Below are 22,395 nucleotides of genomic sequence, written 5' to 3' on the forward strand. Positions count from 1 at the left end.
CGCCTACACGGGCGAACATTACTCGCCGATGGTGGCCTTGTAGCCCGCCGGGTCGAGCAGGTTGTTCAGTTCAGAGGTATCGCTTGGCTCCAGTTTGAAGAACCAGCTGTCATAGGGCGCGCTGTTGACCAGTTCCGGGTTGTTGGCCAACTCTTCGTTGACGGCAATGACTGTACCGGAGAGTGGCGAGTAGATATCCGACGCGGCCTTGACCGACTCGACGACACCCGCAGCCTCGCCGGCAGCGAACACTTTACCGATTTCCGGCAGCTCGACGAACACCACATCACCCAAGGCTTCCTGAGCATGGTCTGAAATACCCACTTTCACGCCGCCATCATGGTCTAGACGTGCCCATTCGTGACTTTCGGCAAAACGCAGGTCGGCAGGGATATTGCTCATGTTCTGTGTCCTCAGGAAAATGGTCGGCGGGCATGCCCGCCAGAAAAGATTAGATCAAGGTTTTGCCGTGGCGAACGAAGGTCGGTTTGACCACCCGGACCGGGTACCACTTGCCACGGATTTCCACTTCAGCGCGGTCGGCTGTTGCCATCGGCACGCGCGCCAGTGCAATCGACTTGCTAAGCGTAGGAGAGAAACTACCACTGGTGATCTCCCCTTCGCCAACATCGGCGATGCGGACCACCTGATGAGCGCGCAAAACTCCGCGCTCCTCAAGGACCAGACCGACCAGTTTGTGCTGTACGCCGGCGGCCTGCTCGGCTTCCAGCGCCTTGCGCCCGATGAACTGCCGGGTGGCGGGTTCCCAGGCAATGCTCCAGGCCATATTGGAGGCCAAGGGTGAAATATCCTGCTGGATGTCCTGACCGTAAAGGTTCATGCCGGCTTCGACCCGCAAGGTATCCCGCGCGCCGAGGCCGATGGGAGAAATCCCGGCTCCGACCAGATCGTTGAAAAAGCCTGGCGCCTGATCGGCCGGCAGAATGATTTCCAGGCCGTCTTCGCCGGTATAACCGGTGCGCGCGATGAACCAGTCACCATCGGACAGGCCTTCGAAGGGCTTGAGGAGCTGGATCAGGTTGCCGCGGGACTGGCTGACCAGTTCGGCAATTTTCTGCCGGGCGTGGGGGCCCTGGATGGCCAGCATCGCCAACTCGGAACGCTCGCGAAGTTGCACGTCGAAACCGTCGAGATGCGCTTGCATCCAGGCCATGTCCTGATCGCGGGTGGAGGCGTTGACCACCAGGCGATAACCCTCATCGAGACGGTAGACGATCATGTCGTCGACGATGCCGCCCTTCTCGTTGAGCATGGTGCTGTACAACGCACGGCCGGGGCTGTGCAGGCGTTCGACATCATTGGCCAGCAAATGCTGGAGCCAGGCTTTGGCCTGGGAGCCGCCGACATCGATTACGGTCATGTGGGATACATCGAAGACACCGCAATCGCGGCGCACCTGATGGTGCTCCTCGACCTGCGATCCATAATGCAGAGGCATGTCCCAACCGCCAAAATCGACCATCTTCGCGCCGAGTGCGAGATGAAGGTCATACAGAGGCGTACGCTGTCCCATGGGTTTCTCCTTCCGGGCGTGGCGAAGGCGCGGGCAAGTGCTGCACGGACTGAATGCCTTGAAACAAAGGGCCTTCAGCCGATTTCAGCTACCTGGTCTGTCAGACGGACCGCACCGAATGCCGCGCATTGTAGCCGCAAGGTGTAGGACTGACACCTAGCTGTTTCGATGTGCTGAGCGCCGGATCAATCCGATGACCGGTAACAGCCCGACCAGCACCAGGGTCAATGCCGGCAAAGACGCCCGGGCCCATTCGCCTTCGCTGGTCATTTCGAAGATTCGCACCGCCAGCGTGTCCCAGCCAAACGGGCGCATCAGCAAGGTCGCGGGCATTTCCTTGAGCACGTCGACGAACACCAGCAGCGCGGCGCTCAACGTGCCGGGTAGCAATAATGGCAGATACACTTTGAAAAACAGTCGTGGCCCACTGACGCCAAGGCTACGTGCCGCTTCGGGCAAAGATGGCCGTATACGCGCCAGGCTGCTTTCCAGCGGCCCGTAGGCCACTGCAATGAAGCGCACCAGATAGGCCAGCAGCAACGCCGACAGACTGCCCAGCAGCAGCGGCTTGCCCGCGCCACCGAGCCAGCCTGAGAGAGGGATCACCAGCTCGCGATCCAGGTAACTGAACGCCAGCATGATCGACACCGCCAGCACCGAACCGGGCAAGGCGTAGCCCAGGTTGGCCAGACTGATCCCGGAACGAATGACCCGGGTGGGTGCCAGTCGTCGGGCAAACGCCAGTAACAAGGCGACGCTGACGGTGATCAACGCCGCCATCGCACCCAGGTACAAGGTATGGACGATCAACCCGGTGTAGCGCTCGTCGAGATCGAAGCGCCCGCGCAGCCAGAACCACACCACCAATTGCAGCATCGGGATAACGAAAGCACAGGCGAACACCAGGCAGCACCACGTCGTGGCCGCCAGTGCCTTGACGCCTCGCAGGTGATACAGCGCCTTGACCCGTGGTCGCTCGTTGCTCGCCCGGTTGGCCCCGCGGGCACGCCGCTCGCCGTAGAGCACCAGCATCACCACCAGCAGCAACAGGCTGGCCAGTTGCGCGGCGGATGACAGGCTGAAAAAACCGTACCAGGTCTTGTAGATGGCGGTGGTGAAGGTATCGAAGTTGAACACCGACACTGCGCCGAAGTCCGCCAGGGTTTCCATCAGCGCCAATGCCACGCCCGCACCGATGGCTGGCCGCGCCATGGGCAACGCCACCCGCCAGAACGCTTGCCAGGGCGATTGGCCAAGGACCCGCGCGGCTTCCATCAGGCCTTTGCCCTGGGCGAGGAAGGCGGTGCGCGCCAGCAGGTAAACATAGGGATAAAAGACCAGCACGAGCACGACAATCACGCCACCCGTGGAGCGCACGCGCGGCAGCCGCAGACCTGTTCCGAACCACTCGCGCAGCAGGGTTTGCACGGGCCCGGCGAAATCCAGCAGGCCGACGAAGACGAAGGCCAGCACATAGGCCGGGATCGCGAAGGGCAGCATCAGCGCCCAGTCCAGCCAGCGCCGGCCGGGGAATTCGCAAAGGCTGGTGAGCCAGGCGAGGCTGACACCCAGGACTGTCACGCCGACACCAACGCCTAGCACCAGGGTCAGGGTATTGCCCAGCAACCGCGGCATCTGTGTGTCCCAGAGATGGGACCAGATCTGTTGATCGATGGTTTGCCAGGAAAGCAGCAGGACGCTCAGGGGCAACAGGACCAGCGCAGCGATGGCGAAGACGACTGGATACCAGCGGCGTTGGGCGGGATGGGCCAAGGGAGTTCTCTAGAAAATACGGTTTGCACCCTGTTTGTGGCGAGGGAGCTTGCTCCCGCTGGGCTGCGGAGCAGCCCCAAACGCGGACAATCCGCGCAGATTTTGTGAGTGCTGTGCACTCAAGCGGGAGCAAGCTCCCTCGCCACAGGGATAGTGTTCAGCCTTGACTTACAAGCAGAGGTAAATTAACTCAGTTCCAACCAGCCCTGTCCATCAGGCGAATCGCCTCGGCCTGACGCTTGCCGGCAATTTCCACCGGCAAGGTATCGGCAATGAATTTGCCCCAGGCCGCCACTTCCTCAGAAGGCGCCACTGCCGGATTCGCCGGGAACTCCTGGTTCACGTCGGCAAAGATTTTCTGCGCTTCAGGGGTGGTCATCCACTCCACCAGAGCCTTCGCCGCTTCCGGATGTGGCGCGTGTTGTGTCAGGCCGATACCCGACAGGTTCACGTGTACACCACGGTCAGCCTGGTTCGGCCAGAACAGCTTCACCGGCAGGTCTGGCTTCTGCTTGTGCAGGCGGCCGTAGTAGTAGGTGTTGACGATACCGACGTCGCACTGGCCGGCGTTGATCGCTTCCAGCACAGCGGTGTCGTCGGAGAACACGTCAGTGGACAGGTTCCTGACCCAGCCCTTGAGGATTTCCTCGGTCTTCTCGGCGCCGTGCACTTCGATCATGGTCGCGGTCAGGGACTGGTTGTAGACCTTCTTCGCCGTGCGCAGGCACAGGCGGCCTTCCCATTGCTTTTCGGCCAGCGCTTCGTAGGTGGTCAGTTCACCTGGCTTCACCCGATCAGTGGAGTAGGCAATGGTCCGCGCACGCAGGCTCAGGCCGGTCCAGGCATGGGAAGCTGCCCGGTACTGCAGCGGAATGTTGGTGTCGATGGTTTTCGAGGTGAACGGCTGGAGGATGCCCATCTGCTCGGCTTGCCAGAGGTTGCCGGCATCGACGGTGAGCAGCAGGTCGGCCGGCGTATTCGCGCCTTCGGCCTTGAGCCGCTGCATCAGCGGTGCTTCCTTGTCGGTGATGAACTTCACCTTCACGCCGGTCTTGGCGGTGTAGGCATCGAATACTGGCTTGATCAGCTCGTCGATTCGCGAGGAGTAGACCACCACCTCGTCAGCGGCCTGGGCGGCGGTGCTGCCGATCAGGGTCAAGGCCAGTGCCGTCAGTAGACGCTTCGGTGCCAACATGGGAGCGGTCTCTCGATTGAAAAATGAGGGCAAATGATAAGGACTCACATTTAGCTTCTCAATCGAAGCTGCTTGTGGAGGAGTTACCGGATGTTGCACCGCCTGGAATTTGTGGTGCTTGTGCTGACGCCTTCGCGGGCAAGCCCGCGAAGAGGCCTGTAGCCTCAATGCAGAACTCAGGGCCTGGCGAGTGCCGGCAAATCCCCGGTCAACCCCAGCGCTTCACGCACGAACAACGCCTTGGCTTCCGGCATCTTCTCAACCATTTTCAACCCGGTATTACGCAACCAGCGCACCGGCAACGGATCGGCCTGGAACAACCGCTCGAAGCCTTCCATCGCCGCCATCAGCGCCAGGTTGTGGGGCATGCGTCGACGTTCGTAACGGCTGAGGACCTTCACATCCGCCAAGCGTTCGCCACGTGTTGCCGCTTGCAGCAACACTTCAGCCAGCACGGCGGCATCGAGAAATCCAAGATTCACCCCCTGCCCGGCCAACGGGTGAATGGTGTGGGCCGCGTCGCCAATCAATGCCAGGCCTTCAGCCACATAACGCTTGGCATGCCGCTGGCGCAGGGGCACGCACAACCGTGGGTCGGCGCTAAGCACCTCGCCGAGCCGACCTTCAAAGGCCCGCTCCAGCTCCTTGCAGAAACCTTGTTCATCCATCGCCATCAGGCGTTCGGCTTCGCCGGGTGTGGTCGACCAGACGATCGAACACCAATCCTGTTGGCCGTCGCGCTCAAGGGGCAGAAATGCCAACGGACCGTTATCGGTGAAGCGCTGCCAGGCCGTCATCTGATGCGGCTTGGCGCAACGCACGCTGGTGACGATGGCATGGTGCAGATAATCCCATTCGCGGGTCGCCACACCGGCCAGGCGTCGCACCGCCGAGTTGGCGCCATCCGCCGCGATTACCAGCGGCGCGCGCAAGGTGCGGCCGTCGGCCAGGGTCAGCAGCCAGTCATCGCCGGAGCGGCGCATCTGCTCCAGGCGCGCATTGGCCAGCAACCCCAGGTCGCAATCGTGCAGGCGCTCGAGCAAGGCATCCTGGACGACGCGGTTTTCGACGATATGCCCCAGCACCTCGGCATGCACACTGGCCGCCGAGAAGTGGATTTGCCCCGTGCCGCTGCCATCCCAGACCTGCATGTCGGTGTACGGGCTGCTGCGTCGCCCGGCGATGCCGTCCCACACGCCCAGGCGTTCGAGAATCCGCTGGCTGGCGGCCGACAAGGCGCTCACCCGCGGCTCAAACGCAGCCTGAGCGTTGAACGGTTTGACGCTCATGGGGCTGCCGTCCAGCAGCAGGACTTCCAGCCCGCTGTCCTGTAACGCCAGCGCCAGGGCGCTGCCGACCATTCCGGCCCCGACAATCAGCAGATCTGCGCGCATTTCCATGCTTTAAGCCTGTCTCTCTTGCGGCTTGAGCCGCACGTAAAGGGTTTTCCCGACCCGCGCCACCAGGTGGCCGGCGCCGTCATGAATGTCGACCTGCAATTGCGGCAGGTATTTTTAAATCGTGCCTTGCCGAATCGGCGGATCAGCCAGTCACGCATCCGGTCGCGTACCCAACCCCATCGCCTGTCGCGCGAACCAGCGTTTGGCCGGTGGCAGCAGATCGAGGCCGAGCAAGCCGATGTTGCGCCCCAGGGACACCAGCGGCTGGGTGCTGCCGAACAGGCGCGTGACCTGATCGGAGAAGCCCACGGTGAGGTCCTGATCGAGACGCTGGCGTTCGCGATAGGCCTGCAGCGTGGCGAAATCGCCCAATGGTTTTTCGCTGGCGAGCAAGGCATCGGCCAGGGCCTGGGCATCGCGCAGGGACAGGTTGAACCCTTGGCCGGCAATCGGATGCAGGCTGTGCGCCGCGTTGCCGAGAATCGCCAGATGCGGGCGCACCTGCTCTTCGGCCTCGACCAGTGTCAGCGGATACAGATGTCGCGCCCCCACCTGTTTCAAGGTCCCGAGGCGATAACCGAACACACCCTGCAACTCGCTGAGGAAGCTGCGCTCATCGAGGGCCGCCAGGCGTTGCGCGTCCATGCCCAGGCGGGTCCAGACCAGTGCGCAGCGATTATCCGGAAGCGGCAGCAACGCCATCGGGCCTTCGTCGGTGAAGCGCTCGAAAGCCATGCCGTTGTGGGCTTCGCTCGGGGTGATGTTGGCGATCAGCGCGCTCTGGTTGTACGGACGCTTGCGGATGCCGATCCCCAGTTGCTCGCGCAGGCCGGAACGGCCGCCATCGGCGAGCACTGCGAGGTCGCATTCCAGGGTGGTTTCATCGTTGAGGGTCAGGCGGTAGCCATCGGTCAGCGGCTCCATGCGGGTGACTTCCGCCGGGCAGCGCCAACTGATCACGTTCTTGTCCAGGCCTTGCCACAGGCATTGGCCGAGCCAGGCATTTTCAACGACATAACCCAGCGCTGGAACACCCTCTTCCATCGCCGACAACCGCGCCGTCGAGAACCGACCACGGTCGGAAACATGAATCTGCTTGATCGGCTCGGCGCGGCGCGAGACTTCCTGCCAGACGCCCAGCCGTTGATAGATTTGCCGCGAGCCGAAGGAAAGCGCCGAAGAACGGGCATCGTAACTCGGTTGATAGCTGTCGCCAGGGGCGAACGGCTCGATCAACACGATCTTCCAGCCTCGGGCCTTGGCCCCGGCCTGAAGCGCCAGCGCCAGGCTTGCACCGACCAGCCCGCCACCGATGATTGCCAGGTTGACTCGACTCATGCTGCCTGTGTCCGCGCGGCGGCCATCAGGGCCTCGATCTCGGCGACGGTTTTCGGCACGCCGTTTGTCAATATTTCACAGCCGGTTTTGGTGACCACTACGTCGTCCTCGATACGCATGCCAATGCCGCGCCATTTCTTCGCAACACTCTGGTTGTCCGGGGCGATATAGATCCCCGGCTCCACGGTCAGCGCCATGCCGACTTCCAGCACGCGCCACTCGCCGCCGACCTTGTATTCGCCGACGTCATGCACATCCATGCCCAGCCAATGGCCGGCGCGGTGCATGTAAAACGCCTTGTAGGCTTCGCTGGCGATCAATTCGTCAACGTCGCCCCGCAGCAGCCCCAGCTTGACCAGCCCGGCCGTGATGACCCGGACCGTGGCCTCGTGCGCCTGATTCCAGTGCTTGTTCGGGGCGATTTCGGCAAAAGCGGCTTCCTGGGAGGCCAGCACCAATTCGTAAATCGCTTTCTGTTCCGCTGAATACTTGCCGCTGACCGGAAAGGTCCGAGTGATGTCGCTGGCGTAGCAGTCGATCTCACAACCGGCATCGATCAGCACCAGATCCCCGTCCTTGAGCAGCGCGTCATTCTGCTGGTAATGCAGGATGCAGCTGTTGCGCCCCGCCGCGACGATCGACCCGTAGGCCGGCATCTTCGCCCCGCCCTTGCGGAATTCGTAATCGAGCTCGGCTTCCAGGCTGAATTCGTGCAATCCGGCGCGACAGGCCTGCATTGCCCGTACATGCGCCTGGGCGGAAATCCGCGCCGCCTCGCGCATCACTTTCACTTCTGCCGACGATTTATACAGGCGCATGTCGTGCAGCAGATGATCCAGGGCAACGAATTCGTTCGGCGGCTGGGCACCGAGGTTGGCCTTGGAGCGGATCACGTTGATCCACTCCATCAGGTGGCGGTCGAATTCGGGGTTGCTGCCCATGGCCGAATACACCCGGTCCCGGCCTTCGATGAGGCCCGGCAGGATGTCGTCGATATCAGTGATCGGAAAGGCGTCGTCGGCGCCGAAGTCGCGAATTGCGCCTTCCTGCCCGGCACGCAGGCCATCCCACAGCTCGCGCTCGGCATTGCGTTCGCGGCAGAACAGGATGTATTCGCCATGCACGCGCCCCGGCATCAGCACCAGTACGGCCTGGGGCTCGGGAAAACCGCTGAGGTACTGGAAGTCGCTGTCCTGACGGTAGACGTGCTCGACGTCGCGGTTACGAATGGCCACCGCGGCGGCGGGCAGGATGGCGATGCTGTTGGGTTCCATCTGCGCCATCAGGGCCTTGCGGCGACGGCTGTATTCCGATTTCGGGATGTGGATCATGGGCAGATGGCGTTCCCTGGCAATCGATTAGTGCAGCGACGGTTTGGCCGCGGCCGGTACGTCTTTTTTGGTCTCGGAGAACAGCAGCAGCGGTGCGACGCGCAGGTACTCCATGACCTCCATGTAGTCGCTTTCGCCGTCTTCGGACTCTTCCAGCGCGTCTTGCACTTGGGAAATGGCCGCCAGATCCTGCAGCACTTCGGTGGCCTCGGTGCTCAGGGTGCTGCTGTCACGGCAGTTCAGGCCGAAGCCGCTGAGGAAACCCTGGCACCACTGGCCCAGTGCGGCGGCACGCTCGGTGAGCGGGGCGTCGTCGGTCGGCAACAGCAGAACGACGGTCACGTCATCGCCGGTGAGCTCGCCTTTTACCATCGCTTGCAGGCCGATCAGGGCGTTGCGAACGTTGTCCTGCGGCTCGCTTTCGAGCAATTCGGCGGCGTCGATCAACCAGCCGTCGGCGTCGAAACCGGCGCCGGCGCAACTGCGGCCGAGCAACAGGCCGTGCAGTTCAGCGGGTGAGACGTTGTGACCGCTGGAAGTCAGCAGGGTGGCGAAGCCTTGGTACGGGGAATTCTGAATGGTCATGGGCAGCTAGGCGCCAGACGGCGCTATGTCTAGAATGAAGGCCTTGTATCCTACATCGACTACCCCTGTAGGAGCGAGCTTGCTCGCGATGGTCGCCAACGATAACGCTGGGTACCTGATACCCCCGCGGGGTTCTCAGGTTCATCGTCGGAGCGCCGCCCGGAGCAAGTTCGCTCCTACAGTCCAACACCCATCAGACAGTGAAGACAATGGAAGACACCGATCTGCAAGCGCTGATGGCCAGACTCGAGCTGCTGATTACCCGAGTCGAGCAACTTAAGAGTCAAAACGGACTCTTACTAGCTCAGGAAAAGACCTGGCGCGAGGAACGCGCGCACCTCATTGAAAAAAACGAAATCGCCCGACGTAAGGTCGAATCGATGATTTCGCGCCTCAAGGCCCTGGAGCAAGACTCATGAGTTCAAGCAATAGCGTCACCGTGCAGATCCTCGACAAAGAGTATTCGATCATCTGCCCTCAGGAAGAGCGCAGTAATCTGGTCAGCGCCGCCCGTTATCTGGACGGCAAGATGCGCGAGATCCGCAGCAGCGGCAAAGTCATCGGCGCCGACCGTATCGCCGTGATGGCAGCGCTGAACATCACCCATGACCTGTTGCACAAGGAAGAACGGCCGGATATCCAGGCCAGCGGCTCGACCCGCGAACAGGTGCGTGACCTGCTCGATCGCGTCGATCTGGCACTCGCCACCGATCCGGACGTCACCAAAGGCTGATTCGCGCCGCCGCTTGCGGTATAATCCCCACACTCCCTGGGGTGCTTGCCAGTTGGCGATGTCCCTGAGCCGATTTGCTATACCCTGGAGGTTGCACGTTGGGCTGGTGTGCATGTCCGCTAGACGGAAAGCCTTAAAGCCTACTGCATCTTCCACCTTGAACTTTCGGGTTCAAGGGCTAAGTCGACAGCGGCACATTCGGGGAGCCTGATTCCAGTCCAATGCCGGTTTTGATACCGGCATTGGCGTTTTTACGGGTACGCTTCACGTATCCGCATTGCTGAAGCCCGAATACATGACCGAACCTGCGCTGCTCCCCCGCCCGCAACTTCGACGTATGCTGCGCAAGGCCCGCCGCGCACTGACACCCAGTCAGCAGCGCCAGGCCGCTCGCGGGTTGTACAAGCAATTGGCCCAGCAACCGCTGTTCCGCCGCGCCAGACACATCTCGCTCTACCTGCCGACCGACGGTGAAATTGATCCGCGCCTGTTGCTGCGCGCCGCGCAACGTCGAGGCAAGGCCACCTATCTACCGGTACTGAGCGCCTGGCCGCGAACCAAAATGGTGTTCCAGCGCATCCGCCCCGGGGAAAAACTCAAACCCAACCGCTTCCGCATTCTCGAACCACGGGCCAACCTCGCCCGGCAGCGCAAGATCTGGGCGCTGGATCTGGTGCTGTTGCCATTGGTGGGTTTTGACGATGTCGGCGGACGCCTGGGAATGGGAGGCGGCTTCTACGACCGGAGCCTGGCCTACCTGGCGCGACGAAATGACTGGCGCAAGCCGACGCTGTTGGGGCTGGCCCATGAATGTCAGAAGGTGGCGCGATTGGCTCAGGCGAGCTGGGATGTGCCGCTGCAAGGAACGGTGACAGACAAGGCCTGGTATTACGCAGGCTAGGCGCCACTTCGATCAGCGGCGCCGAGGCAACAGGATCAGCGCTTGAAGGCGGTCGACTGTTGCTGCAATTGGGCGAGCTCGACCGGTGCATCGGTCTTGTTGGCCCACAGGCTTTGGGCATAGCCAGTGGTCACGACGCCAAGGCCAAACAAAATGACCAAAATCCATAGTAAATCCGGTTTGCGTTTCATCGATTGCCCCCCAAAGGCATATCAACACAATGACAGCAGCGGTTTCCGTTTGTAGGCCGTGCAGCAGCGTCAAGCTTTAAAGGCCGGCATTTTGCGACAACGTGAACCGCTGCGCAAATGCTGACGTCAACCGACTGTCGGTTTGTCATAAAATCGCCGACAAGCTGCTCAATCACCACGCAAGGAGCAAAAGACATGGCCTATTGGCTGATGAAATCCGAGCCCGACGAACTCTCGATCAAAGGGCTGGAAAAGCTCGGCAAAGCGCGCTGGGACGGGGTTCGCAACTATCAGGCACGCAATTTCCTGCGGGCCATGGCGGTGGGTGATGAGTTCTTTTTCTATCATTCCAGCTGCCCTGAGCCGGGCATCGCCGGAATCGGCAGGATTGTCGAAGCCGCGTATCCGGACCCGACGGCGCTGGAGCCGCAGAGCCATTATTTTGACCCGAAGGCCACCCCGGACAAAAACGCCTGGAGTGCGATCGATGTCGCGCATGTCGAGACGTTTGTCCGGGTGCTGAAACTGGATTATCTAAAGCAACAGACGACGCTGGCCGAGTTGCCGCTGGTGCAGAAAGGCTCGCGACTGTCGGTGATGCCCGTAACCCCGGAGCAGTGGGCGGCGGTGATTGCTTTAAAGCCTTGAGTCATTTGTTGCCTGTACCGGCCTCTTCGCGGGCTTGCCCGCGAAGAGGCCGGCCCGGACAGCAGAGTTCTTACTGAATGATCAGGTTGTTGAACAACAGATCCTCAACCACCGGCTTGCCGGTTTCGTCGTTCATTACCTGCTGGGTCTGCTTCAGGGCTTCCTGACGCAGCTTTTCCTTGGCCTCGACATTGTTCATCGTCTCGGTAGTCTGCTGGGCGAACAGCGCGACCAATTGATTGCGGATCAACGGCTCATTGGCCTTCACCGCTTTGGCAGCTTCGTCACCGGTAACCCGCAACGCCACGTCGGCCTTGTAGACCTTGAGTTTCGGCGTGCCGTCCAGCCCGTAGTTACCCACGAACGGCGGGCTCAGGGTGATGTAACTGACCTTCGGAGCTGCATCCTCTTTGGCTTCTTCGGCCACCGCTGCCACAGGCAGAGACAGGGCCAGCATCAACATGATCCACGCTTTCAAATTTCGCTCCTTATCCAGTTTGCGGCCTGGCATAACGACCCGTCACGCAAGCACTAGCTTATGGCTGGCTATCAGGGTCGGGCATGCTCGTTGACCCATCGACCCACACACCTACACTTATCGGCCATTACTCCCAAAGGAATAGCCCTGATGAAAGCCGTGCTGTGCAAAGCCTTCGGCCCTGCCGAATCGCTGGTGCTGGAAGACGTCGCCAGTCCTGTCGCGAAGAAGAACGAAATCCTGCTGGACGTGCACGCCGCCGGGGTGAATTTCCCCGACACGTTGATCATCGAGGGCAAATACCAGTTCAAGCCGCCCTTCCCGTTTTCGCCGGGTGGTGAAGCGTCCGGTGTGGTCAGCGCCGTGGGTGAAAAAGTCAGCCACTTGAAAGTCGGTGACCGGGTCATGGCCCTGACCGGCTGGGGCAGCTTTGCCGAGCAGGTCGCCGTGCCGGGCTACAACGTGTTGCCGATCCCGCCGTCCATGGACTTCAACACCGCCGCCGCCTTCAGCATGACCTACGGCACCTCGATGCACGCCCTCAAGCAGCGCGGCAACCTGCAACCGGGTGAAACCCTGCTGGTGCTTGGTGCCTCCGGCGGTGTCGGCCTGGCGGCGGTGGAAATCGGCAAAGCCATGGGCGCCCGGGTGATTGCCGCCGCCAGCAGTGCGGAAAAACTCGCCGTCGCCAAGGCCGCCGGCGCCGATGAACTGATCAACTACAGCGAAACCAGCCTGAAGGAAGAAATCAAACGCCTGACCGATGGCCAGGGCGCCGACGTGATCTACGACCCGGTCGGCGGCGACCTGTTCGACCAGGCGATCCGCGCCATCGCCTGGAACGGCCGCCTGCTGGTGGTCGGCTTCGCCAGCGGGCGCATTCCCGAACTGCCGGTGAACCTGGCCCTGCTCAAGGGCGCGGCAGTGCTCGGCGTGTTCTGGGGATCGTTCGCCCAACGCCAGCCGCAAGACAACGCGGCGAACTTCCAGCAACTGTTCGGCTGGTTTGCCGAAGGCAAGTTGAAGCCATTGGTTTCGCAGGTGTATCCGCTGAGCAATTCAGCCCAGGCGATCAATGATCTTGGCCAGCGTAAAGCGGTCGGGAAAGTGGTGGTGCAGGTTCGCTGAATCTCTATCTGCAATAAAAGCGCGGCCACGCTGCCGCGCTTTTTTGTCACAACAGCGCCCTTATCTCTTGCGGAAGAAACCGCACGTATCGGCCCGCGGGATAGGTATTACAGCGCCTGACTATTGATGGGATGCTTTTGTTGAGCTTGGCAATCAGCACCAGACGCTTCTCTTCCGGCAATTGCGTCGGTGAAAGCGAGTGGGTCAGGTAACTGCGGGTCCAGCTGAAAACCGGCAGGTCCACCCACGAGGAAGTGGCGATGTTCAACGATGCCCGTGCGATAGCACTGCATTTCAGCCGCTCCAACTCCTTGTTGACGTGGAAGGGATGTTCTCTGTCCAGCCTGTATTCCATGGGGGCGACCACGATTATTTGCGCAGGCTGATCCTCGGTGATTGTCCACGGCTTGAATCGCCATTGGTTGACTGCGGCCAATGACGCCTCTTCGAGTTCGGGATGTGCACTTTGCGCAATCACGGCATTACTGACTGATCCATCGGCCTTCACAGTCATGCTGACACGCACCATGCCGGTGACACCCGCCCGATGCAGCGCCACCGGATAAACCGGCTTCGGATTATTCTCGGGTATCAGGAACACCTCCCCGGCCCGGGCATCCAAGGACACCACCAACAAAAGCACGCATACCCACCACCGCATGTCCCTCTCCCTTCGCCTGCAACGCCAGACCTGGCAACAGGACAAAGGTTAAAGCGCCGGGGCATTCGGCATAACGCCATGACTTCTGCTTTAAACGAAGGACCTTTCCTAAAGACTTGCCCTATTTCAGGTACATCAAGCGCCTGCTAACTAAACAGGTAACGCTTCCTACAACGCCCCTCACTTACATCTGAGCGACATGTTCATAAAGGAACGCGCGACATCCAACATTTCCGCTGTTTTGCCGATGAGAACCGATGCTATTTTCGGTAACGAAACTGTAACATTCGTATCCGCAGTCAAAACAAGAAATTTGGAGCTCTTGAATGTTTGCTTTCTTTCGTCCTGCCGCACATCAGGCTCCATTGCCTGAAGAAAAAATAGACAGCACCTACCGACGCCTGCGCTGGCAGATTTTCGCCGGCATCTTCATTGGTTATGCCGGTTACTACCTGCTGCGCAAGAACTTCTCCCTGGCCATGCCGTACCTGATCGACGAGGGCTACTCCCGTGGTCAGCTGGGTCTGGCGATGTCCGCCATCGCGATTGCCTACGGTTTGTCGAAGTTTCTGATGGGCCTGGTGTCCGACCGCTCCAACCCGCGCTTCTTCTTGCCGTTCGGCCTGCTGGTGTCGGCTGGGGTGATGTTCATTTTCGGTTTCGCGCCCTGGGCGACGTCCAGTGTGACCATGATGTTCATTCTGCTGTTCATCAACGGCTGGGCGCAGGGCATGGGTTGGCCACCGAGTGGCCGGACCATGGTGCACTGGTGGTCACAGAAGGAACGTGGCGGCGTGGTGTCCGTGTGGAACGTGGCGCACAACGTCGGCGGCGGCCTGATCGGTCCATTGTTCCTGATCGGCATGGGCCTGTTCAATGACTGGCACGCCGCATTCTACGTGCCAGCAGCAGTGGCGCTGGCGGTAGCGGTGTTTGCCTTCATGACCATGCGCGACACCCCGCAATCGGTTGGCCTGCCGCCGATCGAGCAATACAAGAACGACTACCCGGAAGGCTACGACGCCAGCCACGAAGAAGAATTCAGCGCCAAGGAAATCTTCGTCAAATACGTGCTGCGCAACAAAATGCTCTGGTACATCGCCCTGGCCAACGTCTTTGTCTATCTGCTGCGCTACGGCGTGCTGGACTGGGCACCGACCTACCTCAAGGAAGCCAAGGGTTTCACTGTGGATAAAACCTCGTGGGCGTACTTCTTCTACGAGTGGGCAGGTATTCCGGGCACGCTGCTGTGCGGCTGGATGTCGGACAAGATCTTCCGTGGCAACCGTGGACTGACCGGCATGGTGTTCATGGCGTTGGTGACGGTTGCGACGCTGGTTTACTGGCTCAACCCGGCCGGCAATCCGATGGTCGACATGATCGCGCTGCTTTCCATTGGCTTCCTGATCTACGGCCCGGTGATGCTGATCGGCTTGCAGGCGCTGGAACTGGCACCGAAGAAAGCTGCCGGTACGGCGGCGGGCTTTACCGGTCTGTTCGGTTACTTGGGCGGTTCGGTCGCGGCCAGTGCAGCGATGGGCTACACCGTGGACCATTTTGGCTGGGACGGCGGTTTCGTACTGTTGGTCGGCGCCTGCCTGCTGGCGATGGCCTTCCTGGCCCCGACGCTACGGCACAAACAAATCGCCAGTCAGGGCCGCGAAGCACTCGCTTGATCGGCCTTTGATTTACAGCGCTTGAGCCGCGCCTCCAGATTCCGGTCTGGCATGGCGTGGCTGCGCAGGGCGTGCGCGGTCTGCTCGACATAATCGCGAGTGGTGCCGTAGCGCCCGCAGGCGTTTTCGAACACATGACTCAGCACATGGTCCGGCAAGTTGCCAGCATAGCTGGGCAGGTGTCGCTCCAGAACGAATCCCAATGCCTGAACCTGGCTGCCATCTTCAAGACGGCAGTTGAGCCAGTGCGGGCGGTAGGAAGGGAAAGGCATCTCGCGCTGCCAAAGCGCATACAGCGAGGCTTCGAGTTGCTCTTCAGGCAAGCGATAGGCGAAACCGCTGCAAGAACCACCGCGATCCAGGCCAAACACCAGGCCGGGCATTTCTGGTGTGCCGCGATGTTCGTGGGACCACAGGTACAACCCGCGATGATAGCCATGCACCCGGCCGCGAACACGTTCAACCGCCGTACATTCAGGGCGCCAGATCAGCGAACCATACGCAAACAGCCACACCGGCCCGCCCTTGTGGCGCGCCATGGTCGACTGCATTGAGCTGAGCAATTGTTCGTGAGTGAGCTGCGGCCCCAGATCGAGCCGCGGAGGATAAGCCAGATTCAAAAAAGTAGATTCAATGGCGCTCATGGCAACAGTTGTTCGGCCCCGCAAGCATTACAAAATGTAAGCACTATTAATGTAATAGAACATATAGCAGTAAAGGTAAAACGAAAAGTGATAAAGGACGTTTGCCTGACTGTTTATATACCCTAATGTCATTCTGCAAATATCTTAAATACCAGAATGAAATATGCATAAGCATTGAGCCCTTCCGGGAATAAAGCCACTTATCAGAAACGTCCTACTCCCCCTTCAGATTTGCCGCCTTCTGGCCTCCATCGGGCGTCGCGTATAACGGCCACACAGGCGCAAGCCAGACTGCCTTCACAGGGGGCCGCCGATGAAAAAACCGTGGTTTTACGCAGTGCTGTTGATGGCCTTGGCGCCATTGGCGCTGGCACAGCATGCAAGCTCAAAGGATACTGGCTCCTGGTATTTGCAGACCAGTGTTTATACGACGCACTATTCACCCGACCCCAGGCACAACAACAATCAGGATCTTATTGGTCTTGAACATATCGACGCGTCCGACTGGCTGTTTGGCGCGGCCACTTTCCGCAATTCGTACAGCCAGCGCTCACATTATGTCTACACGGGTAAACGCTACGAAAGCGCCTCCTATCCCGTGTATATCAAATTCACGGGCGGCCTGCTGGAAGGCTACCGCGGTAAACATAAGGACAAGATCCCCCTGAATCGCTTCGGGGTCGCACCGGTGATCATCCCCTCACTGGGCGCACATTACGGTCCGGTGGCAGCCGAGCTGGTGTTGCTCGGCTTCAACGCCGCCATGGTGACCACTGGCGTGCGTTTCTGATCCCACGCAGACCTACGAGCGCGGCGCATACGCAAATACGTCGGCGCGCATCTGATGCGCGTCCATCCCCGCTTCCACCAACGCATCCAGCGTGCCGTAGACCATGGCCGGAGAGCCACTGGCGTACACGTGCAGCGGCTTGAGGTCAGGGAAGTCTTCACAGACCGCTTCATGCAACATGCCGCAACGCCCTTCCCAACCGCATTGATCACTGACGACCTTGTGCAGGAACAGGTTGGGCAGCTTCAGCCATTCGTCCCAATGCTCGACTTGATAAAAGTCTTCTGGACGGCGCACACCCCAATACAGATGCACCGGATGCTTGAAACCCGAGGCCCGGCAATGTTCGATCAGGCCGTGGACCTGGCCCATGCCGGTGCCTGCGGCGATCAGTACGAGAGGACCGTTCGGCAACTCCTCCAGGTGGGTATCGCCAAACGGCAACTCGACCCGCACCATGCTGTTGCGCTGGAGCTGTTCGATCAGGCTCAGCGCACTGGATTCGCGCGCCAGTACGTGGATTTCCAGGTCGCGCCCCGCATGCGGTGCCGAGGCGAGGGAGAAGGCGGACTTTTCGCCGTTCTCGCGTTCGATCATCAGGTACTGGCCGGCATGGTAGCGCGGCGGTTTGCCGGCCGGAGCCCGCAGACGCACGCGCCAGGTGTCGCCGCCCACCTCCTTGCACTCAATGACCTGACACGACACGCTGCGCACCGGCAGTTCTCCCAGCGCGAGCACGCCATCCCACAGCACGATGCAGTCTTCCAGCGGCTCCGCTATGCAAGTGTAGAACTCGCCATGGTCGCGCACATCGCCGGTCTGCTCGACCCGGCCTTCCACCAGCAGCGCCGCGCACACATGGCAATTGCCGTTGCGGCAGCTTTGCGGGCATTCGTAGCCCAGACGTCGTGCGCCATCGAGAATCCGCTCGCCGGGCAATATCTCAAGCACTGCTCCGGAGGGCTGCAAGGTTACACGCATCAATCTATTCCTAACTGATTCCAGATGGCATCGATCCGCTGGGTCACGGCATCGTCCTTGACGATGACCCGGCCCCACTCGCGGGTAGTTTCGCCCGGCCATTTATGCGTGGCATCGAGGCCCATTTTCGACCCCAGGCCGGACACTGGCGAAGCGAAGTCCAGGTAGTCGATCGGCGTGTTGTCGATCATCACCGTGTCGCGCTTGGGGTCCATGCGCGTGGTGATGGCCCAGATCACGTCATTCCAGTCCCGGGCGTTGATATCGTCGTCGGTGACGATAACGAACTTGGTGTACATGAACTGTCGCAAAAACGACCAGACACCCAGCATTACCCGCTTGGCGTGGCCCGGATACGACTTCTTCATGGTCACGATGGCCATGCGGTACGAGCAACCTTCGGGCGGCAGGTAGAAATCGGTGATCTCCGGGAACTGCTTCTGCAGGATCGGCACGAACACTTCGTTCAACGCCACGCCGAGGATCGCCGGCTCATCCGGCGGACGGCCGGTGTAGGTGCTGTGGTAGATCGGCTTGATCCGGTGGGTGATGCGCTCGACGGTGAACACCGGGAAACTGTCGACTTCGTTGTAGTAACCGGTGTGGTCGCCGTACGGGCCTTCATCGGCCATCTCGCCCGGATGGATCACACCTTCGAGGATGATTTCGGCGGTGGCCGGCACTTGCAGGTCGTTGCCACGGCACTTCACCAGTTCGGTACGGTTACCACGCAACAGGCCGGCGAAGGCGTACTCGGAGAGGCTATCGGGCACCGGCGTCACAGCACCGAGAATGGTCGCCGGGTCAGCGCCCAGCGCCACGGCCACCGGGAACGGCTGGCCCGGGTGCTTTTCGCACCACTCGCGGTAATCCAGCGCGCCGCCACGGTGGCTGAGCCAGCGCATGATGACCTTGTTGCGACCAATCACTTGCTGACGATAGATGCCGAGGTTCTGTCGGTCCTTGTTCGGCCCTTTGGTGACGGTCAGGCCCCAAGTGATCAGCGGAGCGACATCGCCCGGCCAGCAGGTCTGTACCGGCAGCATGGCCAGGTCGACGTCGTCGCCTTCGATGACCACTTCCTGGCACACCGCGTCCTTGACGACTTTCGGCGCCATCGAAATGATCTTGCGGAAGATCGGCAGCTTGGACCAGGCGTCCTTGAGGCCTTTCGGCGGCTCGGGTTCCTTGAGGAATGCCAGCAGCTTGCCGATCTCGCGCAGCTCGCTGACCGCTTCGGCGCCCATGCCCAACGCCACGCGCTCGGGGGTGCCGAACAGGTTGCCGAGCACGGGGATTTCATAGCCGGTGGGCTTTTCGAAAAGCAGGGCCGGGCCCTTGGCGCGCAAGGTACGGTCGCAGACCTCGGTCATTTCGAGTACTGGGGACACCGGAACCTGGATGCGCTTGAGTTCACCGCGCTGTTCCAGGCCGCTGATAAAGTCGCGCAAGTCGCGATACTGCATGCGTGAGCCTCGTGTTGGCCGTGGCGTTCGGGGCAGGCAGTTTAGCGCCGAACCCTTCGGTTCAGAACCATGAACTGCCGCCTGAGCAAAATTCAGATAACAAAAAGCCGGGTTTCCCCGGCTTTTTGTGCCTGTTCGACTTACTTGCGTTTCATCGACAGGAAGAACTCATCGTTGGTCTTGGTCGTTTTCAGCTTGTCGACCAGGAACTCGATGGCAGCCACTTCATCCATCGGGTGCAGCAGCTTGCGCAGAATCCACATGCGCTGCAACTCGTCGTCGGCAGTCAGCAACTCTTCGCGGCGGGTGCCGGAACGGTTGATGTTGATGGCCGGGAAGACACGCTTTTCAGCGATACGGCGATCCAGCGGCAGTTCCATGTTGCCGGTGCCTTTGAATTCCTCGTAGATCACTTCGTCCATCTTCGAGCCGGTTTCTACCAGCGCGGTGGCGATGATGGTCAGCGAGCCGCCTTCTTCGATGTTCCGCGCGGCGCCGAAGAAACGCTTCGGTTTCTCCAGGGCGTGAGCATCGACACCACCGGTCAGTACCTTGCCGGAGCTCGGGATCACGGTGTTGTAGGCGCGAGCCAGACGAGTGATGGAGTCAAGCAGGATGACCACGTCTTTCTTGTGCTCGACCAGGCGCTTGGCCTTCTCGATCACCATTTCGGCAACCTGCACGTGGCGGGTTGGCGGCTCATCGAACGTCGAGGCAACCACTTCGCCGCGCACGGTGCGCTGCATTTCGGTTACTTCTTCCGGGCGTTCGTCGATCAGCAGCACGATCAGGTGAACTTCAGGGTTGTTACGCGCGATGTTCGCGGCAATGTTCTGCAGCATGATCGTCTTGCCGGCTTTCGGCGGTGCAACGATCAGACCGCGCTGGCCTTTACCGATCGGGGCGCACAGGTCGATGACACGACCGGTCAAGTCTTCGGTGGAACCGTTACCGGCTTCCATCTTCATGCGCACGGTCGGGAACAGCGGGGTCAGGTTCTCGAAGAGAATCTTGTTTTTCGCGTTTTCCGGACGGTCGTAGTTGATCGTGTCGACCTTGAGCAGCGCGAAATAACGCTCGCCTTCCTTTGGAGGGCGGATCTTGCCAACGATGGTGTCACCGGTGCGCAAGTTGAAACGACGGATCTGGCTCGGCGAGACGTAGATATCGTCTGGGCCGGCGAGATAGGAAGCGTCAGCGGAGCGCAGGAAGCCGAAGCCGTCCTGGAGAATCTCCAGCACGCCATCACCGGAGATTTCCTCACCGCTTTTCGCGTGCTTCTTGAGCAGGGAGAAAATCACGTCCTGCTTGCGCGAACGGGCCATATTTTCTATGCCCATCTGTTCGGCCAATTCGAGCAGTTCGGTAATCGGCTTTTGCTTGAGTTCAGTCAGATTCATATAGGAATGACGTAATCATTTATGGAGGGGGGAAATTAAGCTTTTGGCTTAATGAGGCCGCGCCGCAGAGAAGGCGACAGGATCGCGTACTTATTCGAAAAGGAGTGCGTCGGCGACGGCTAGCAGGGGGCAATGGAGAAACCAGTGCGGGGCCGAATGTACCACCTGAGTTTAGGAGCGTCTAGCCCTGAATACGCAAAAAGCCCCGCTATTTGCGGGGCTTTTTCAGGATACTTCGCAGCGACGCTTAGATGTTGGCGTCGAGGAAGGCAGCCAGTTGCGACTTCGACAGTGCGCCGACCTTGGTCGCTTCAACGTTGCCGTTCTTGAACAGCATCAGGGTCGGGATACCGCGCACGCCGTGCTTGGCCGGGGTTTCCTGGTTTTCGTCGATGTTCAGCTTGGCAACGGTCAGCTTGCCTTTGTAAGTCTCGGCAATTTCGTCCAGAACCGGAGCGATCATTTTGCAAGGGCCGCACCATTCAGCCCAGTAGTCGACCAGTACAGCGCCTTCGGCCTTGAGTACGTCGGCCTCGAAGCTAGCGTCGCTAACGTGTTTGATAAGATCGCTGCTCATGGAATTCTCCAGGTTGTAAGCAAAAAAACGTGGCCCATCATAGCGGTCCTTCCCTCGTTCAGGAAGGTGCAGATGATTGAGTCTCGCTATGGTGATTCATGAGTTTGGGTATAGCTCAGGTCATGAAGTGACGGGAGCGATGAACGCGATTCCGGTACGCAACGCGGCATTGCGCACGTGCTCTTGCATGGCCTTTTGCGCGGCGCCAGACGCTCGGCGAGCCAGCGCACGAAGAATTTTGCGGTGCTCCTGCCAGGTTTCCATGGCCCGCTCGACCCGGATGAACGGTAGTTTCTGGCTCTCCAGGAAGATGTCGGCGCTGGCGGTCAGGATGCTCAGCATCGCCTGATTGCCGCTGGCCAGCAGGATGCGGCGGTGGAATTCGAAATCCAGGCGGGCCGCGGCTTCGAAGTCGCCGGACTTCAGTTCGTTGCGCATGGCGGCGACATTGTCTTCCAGCACATCGAGTTCGTCGGTACTCAAGGTTACGGCCGCCAACCCCGCCGCAAAACCTTCCAGCGCATAGCGCAGCTGAAAGATGTCCAGCGGCGAAGCCTGTGCCGCGAACGGCCAGCCCGGCGCTGCATCGCCTCGCGACAACTCCACCGGCGATTGCACGAACACGCCTTTGCCCGGCTGGATGCTGATGACGCCCAGCGCACTCAGCGATGACAACGCCTCGCGCAACGATGCCCGACTGACCCCCAATTGCACCGCCAGGTCCCGTTGCGAGGGCAAGGCATCCCCCGGCCCGAAGCCCTGTTCGGTAATCAGTTTGCGGATGGCTTGCAGCGCCACTTCAGGTACGGCGCGGGAGATCGAGTTCATGGTTTTCCAGACGAACCAGGCCAATGTGCGCTCAGTTGTAAAGCTATTCGCGACGCCCGGCAAGTCGTGCCCCATGGGGGTTCGGTGATTTTCACGGTTGCGCCATCGGGGTGCGAAACGCAACCTGACTGTTCAGA

The 22,395-nt window shown here is 60.4% G+C and carries 24 protein-coding genes, 1 other RNA gene and 1 pseudogene; 8 read left to right on the top strand and 18 right to left on the bottom strand.

What is annotated here, in order from left to right; all coding sequences use genetic code 11:
• Window positions 1-18: 18 nt before the first annotated feature.
• The 9 genes and pseudogenes from gcvH to AC1DVE_RS00590 all read right to left on the bottom strand — a co-directional run bounded on the left by gcvH (window position 19) and on the right by AC1DVE_RS00590 (window position 9,156).
• Window positions 19-402: a glycine cleavage system protein GcvH gene (gene gcvH, locus AC1DVE_RS00550; RefSeq protein WP_223455462.1), complete on the bottom strand. Its 384-nt coding sequence runs from the start codon at window positions 400-402 to the stop codon at window positions 19-21.
• A 49-nt stretch (window positions 403-451) separates the two neighbouring features.
• Window positions 452-1,534 carry a glycine cleavage system aminomethyltransferase GcvT gene (gene gcvT / locus AC1DVE_RS00555; RefSeq protein ID WP_477783650.1) on the bottom strand — a complete coding sequence of 361 codons (1,083 nt, stop codon included), beginning with the start codon at window positions 1,532-1,534 and terminating at the stop codon, window positions 452-454.
• A 156-nt stretch (window positions 1,535-1,690) separates the two neighbouring features.
• Window positions 1,691-3,307 carry an ABC transporter permease gene (locus AC1DVE_RS00560; protein ID WP_223455458.1) on the bottom strand — a complete coding sequence of 539 codons (1,617 nt, stop codon included), beginning with the start codon at window positions 3,305-3,307 and terminating at the stop codon, window positions 1,691-1,693.
• Window positions 3,308-3,497: 190 nt separating this feature from the next.
• Window positions 3,498-4,502, bottom strand: a complete 1,005-nt coding sequence (locus AC1DVE_RS00565) for an extracellular solute-binding protein (RefSeq protein ID WP_223455456.1) — start codon at window positions 4,500-4,502, stop codon at window positions 3,498-3,500.
• A 176-nt stretch (window positions 4,503-4,678) separates the two neighbouring features.
• Window positions 4,679-5,896 (bottom strand): 2-octaprenyl-3-methyl-6-methoxy-1,4-benzoquinol hydroxylase, encoded by a 1,218-nt coding sequence (locus AC1DVE_RS00570; RefSeq protein ID WP_223543191.1) that lies wholly within the window; start codon window positions 5,894-5,896, stop codon window positions 4,679-4,681.
• Between the two features lie 9 nt (window positions 5,897-5,905).
• Window positions 5,906-6,016, bottom strand: a pseudogene (locus AC1DVE_RS00575) (tetrameric acyl-CoA thioesterase); the annotation flags it as partial.
• Window positions 6,017-6,052: 36 nt separating this feature from the next.
• Complete coding sequence (ubiH, locus tag AC1DVE_RS00580; protein WP_477783651.1) at window positions 6,053-7,240, bottom strand: 2-octaprenyl-6-methoxyphenyl hydroxylase; 1,188 nt, start codon at window positions 7,238-7,240, stop codon at window positions 6,053-6,055.
• Window positions 7,237-8,571 carry a Xaa-Pro aminopeptidase gene (gene pepP / locus AC1DVE_RS00585; protein WP_223455452.1) on the bottom strand — a complete coding sequence of 445 codons (1,335 nt, stop codon included), beginning with the start codon at window positions 8,569-8,571 and terminating at the stop codon, window positions 7,237-7,239. The genes ubiH and pepP overlap by 4 nt, the downstream gene beginning before the upstream one ends.
• 27 nt (window positions 8,572-8,598) lie before the next feature.
• Window positions 8,599-9,156, bottom strand: a complete 558-nt coding sequence (locus tag AC1DVE_RS00590) for a YecA/YgfB family protein (protein WP_223455450.1) — start codon at window positions 9,154-9,156, stop codon at window positions 8,599-8,601.
• Window positions 9,157-9,365: 209 nt separating this feature from the next.
• Here AC1DVE_RS00590 and AC1DVE_RS00595 point away from each other — a divergent pair, with 209 nt between their 5' ends.
• The 4 genes from AC1DVE_RS00595 to AC1DVE_RS00610 all read left to right on the top strand — a co-directional run bounded on the left by AC1DVE_RS00595 (window position 9,366) and on the right by AC1DVE_RS00610 (window position 10,790).
• The gene (locus AC1DVE_RS00595; RefSeq protein WP_007982902.1) at window positions 9,366-9,575 is read left to right on the top strand and encodes a TIGR02449 family protein; all 210 of its coding nucleotides are present in this window, start codon (window positions 9,366-9,368) and stop codon (window positions 9,573-9,575) included.
• Complete coding sequence (locus tag AC1DVE_RS00600; protein WP_007982900.1) at window positions 9,572-9,889, top strand: cell division protein ZapA; 318 nt, start codon at window positions 9,572-9,574, stop codon at window positions 9,887-9,889. The genes AC1DVE_RS00595 and AC1DVE_RS00600 overlap by 4 nt, the downstream gene beginning before the upstream one ends.
• 30 nt (window positions 9,890-9,919) lie before the next feature.
• Window positions 9,920-10,098, top strand: a non-coding RNA gene (ssrS, locus tag AC1DVE_RS00605) — 6S RNA.
• A gap of 86 nt (window positions 10,099-10,184) precedes the next feature.
• Window positions 10,185-10,790, top strand: a complete 606-nt coding sequence (locus tag AC1DVE_RS00610) for a 5-formyltetrahydrofolate cyclo-ligase (RefSeq protein WP_008048703.1) — start codon at window positions 10,185-10,187, stop codon at window positions 10,788-10,790.
• A 35-nt stretch (window positions 10,791-10,825) separates the two neighbouring features.
• Here AC1DVE_RS00610 and AC1DVE_RS00615 read toward each other — a convergent pair whose 3' ends face one another.
• Window positions 10,826-10,981 carry a hypothetical protein gene (locus AC1DVE_RS00615; RefSeq protein WP_007982896.1) on the bottom strand — a complete coding sequence of 52 codons (156 nt, stop codon included), beginning with the start codon at window positions 10,979-10,981 and terminating at the stop codon, window positions 10,826-10,828.
• Window positions 10,982-11,176: 195 nt separating this feature from the next.
• Between AC1DVE_RS00615 and AC1DVE_RS00620 the strand changes: the two genes are divergently transcribed.
• Complete coding sequence (locus tag AC1DVE_RS00620; RefSeq protein WP_223455448.1) at window positions 11,177-11,629, top strand: EVE domain-containing protein; 453 nt, start codon at window positions 11,177-11,179, stop codon at window positions 11,627-11,629.
• A gap of 70 nt (window positions 11,630-11,699) precedes the next feature.
• Here AC1DVE_RS00620 and AC1DVE_RS00625 read toward each other — a convergent pair whose 3' ends face one another.
• Window positions 11,700-12,107 carry a flagellar basal body-associated protein FliL gene (locus AC1DVE_RS00625; protein WP_032829534.1) on the bottom strand — a complete coding sequence of 136 codons (408 nt, stop codon included), beginning with the start codon at window positions 12,105-12,107 and terminating at the stop codon, window positions 11,700-11,702.
• 150 nt (window positions 12,108-12,257) lie between these two features.
• On the opposite strand from AC1DVE_RS00625, the gene AC1DVE_RS00630 reads away from it, so the two are divergent.
• Complete coding sequence (locus tag AC1DVE_RS00630) at window positions 12,258-13,235, top strand: NADPH:quinone oxidoreductase family protein (RefSeq protein ID WP_223455447.1); 978 nt, start codon at window positions 12,258-12,260, stop codon at window positions 13,233-13,235.
• Between the two features lie 46 nt (window positions 13,236-13,281).
• On the opposite strand, the gene AC1DVE_RS00635 is transcribed toward AC1DVE_RS00630, so the two are convergent.
• Window positions 13,282-13,896 (bottom strand): energy transducer TonB, encoded by a 615-nt coding sequence (locus tag AC1DVE_RS00635; protein WP_223455445.1) that lies wholly within the window; start codon window positions 13,894-13,896, stop codon window positions 13,282-13,284.
• A 326-nt stretch (window positions 13,897-14,222) separates the two neighbouring features.
• Here AC1DVE_RS00635 and glpT point away from each other — a divergent pair, with 326 nt between their 5' ends.
• Window positions 14,223-15,572, top strand: coding sequence for a glycerol-3-phosphate transporter (glpT, locus tag AC1DVE_RS00640; protein WP_223532360.1), 1,350 nt, complete (start codon window positions 14,223-14,225; stop codon window positions 15,570-15,572).
• Here glpT and AC1DVE_RS00645 read toward each other — a convergent pair.
• A complete protein-coding gene (locus AC1DVE_RS00645) occupies window positions 15,548-16,216 on the bottom strand; it encodes a gamma-glutamylcyclotransferase (RefSeq protein ID WP_223455441.1) in 669 nt (222 codons plus the stop codon). The genes glpT and AC1DVE_RS00645 overlap by 25 nt on opposite strands.
• A 313-nt stretch (window positions 16,217-16,529) precedes the next feature.
• Here AC1DVE_RS00645 and AC1DVE_RS00650 point away from each other — a divergent pair, with 313 nt between their 5' ends.
• Window positions 16,530-17,006, top strand: coding sequence for a sn-glycerol-3-phosphate transporter (locus AC1DVE_RS00650; RefSeq protein ID WP_317848670.1), 477 nt, complete (start codon window positions 16,530-16,532; stop codon window positions 17,004-17,006).
• A 12-nt stretch (window positions 17,007-17,018) separates the two neighbouring features.
• Here AC1DVE_RS00650 and AC1DVE_RS00655 read toward each other — a convergent pair whose 3' ends face one another.
• From AC1DVE_RS00655 to AC1DVE_RS00675, 5 genes are all read right to left on the bottom strand, one after another.
• Entirely contained in the window at window positions 17,019-17,987 is a 969-nt protein-coding gene (locus AC1DVE_RS00655) for a CDP-6-deoxy-delta-3,4-glucoseen reductase (protein ID WP_223455439.1), read from the bottom strand.
• Entirely contained in the window at window positions 17,987-19,453 is a 1,467-nt protein-coding gene (gene ubiD, locus AC1DVE_RS00660) for a 4-hydroxy-3-polyprenylbenzoate decarboxylase (protein ID WP_223532358.1), read from the bottom strand. Before ubiD ends, AC1DVE_RS00655 begins: the two co-directional genes overlap by 1 nt.
• Before the next feature lie 140 nt (window positions 19,454-19,593).
• Window positions 19,594-20,853 (bottom strand): transcription termination factor Rho, encoded by a 1,260-nt coding sequence (gene rho, locus AC1DVE_RS00665; protein ID WP_046039047.1) that lies wholly within the window; start codon window positions 20,851-20,853, stop codon window positions 19,594-19,596.
• A 247-nt stretch (window positions 20,854-21,100) separates the two neighbouring features.
• Window positions 21,101-21,430, bottom strand: a complete 330-nt coding sequence (gene trxA, locus AC1DVE_RS00670; protein WP_003206727.1) for a thioredoxin TrxA — start codon at window positions 21,428-21,430, stop codon at window positions 21,101-21,103.
• A 120-nt stretch (window positions 21,431-21,550) separates the two neighbouring features.
• Window positions 21,551-22,258, bottom strand: a complete 708-nt coding sequence (locus AC1DVE_RS00675) for a FadR/GntR family transcriptional regulator (RefSeq protein WP_223455436.1) — start codon at window positions 22,256-22,258, stop codon at window positions 21,551-21,553.
• Window positions 22,259-22,395 lie beyond the last annotated feature (137 nt).

This window comes from Pseudomonas sp. P4_B4 (assembly GCF_056402255.1).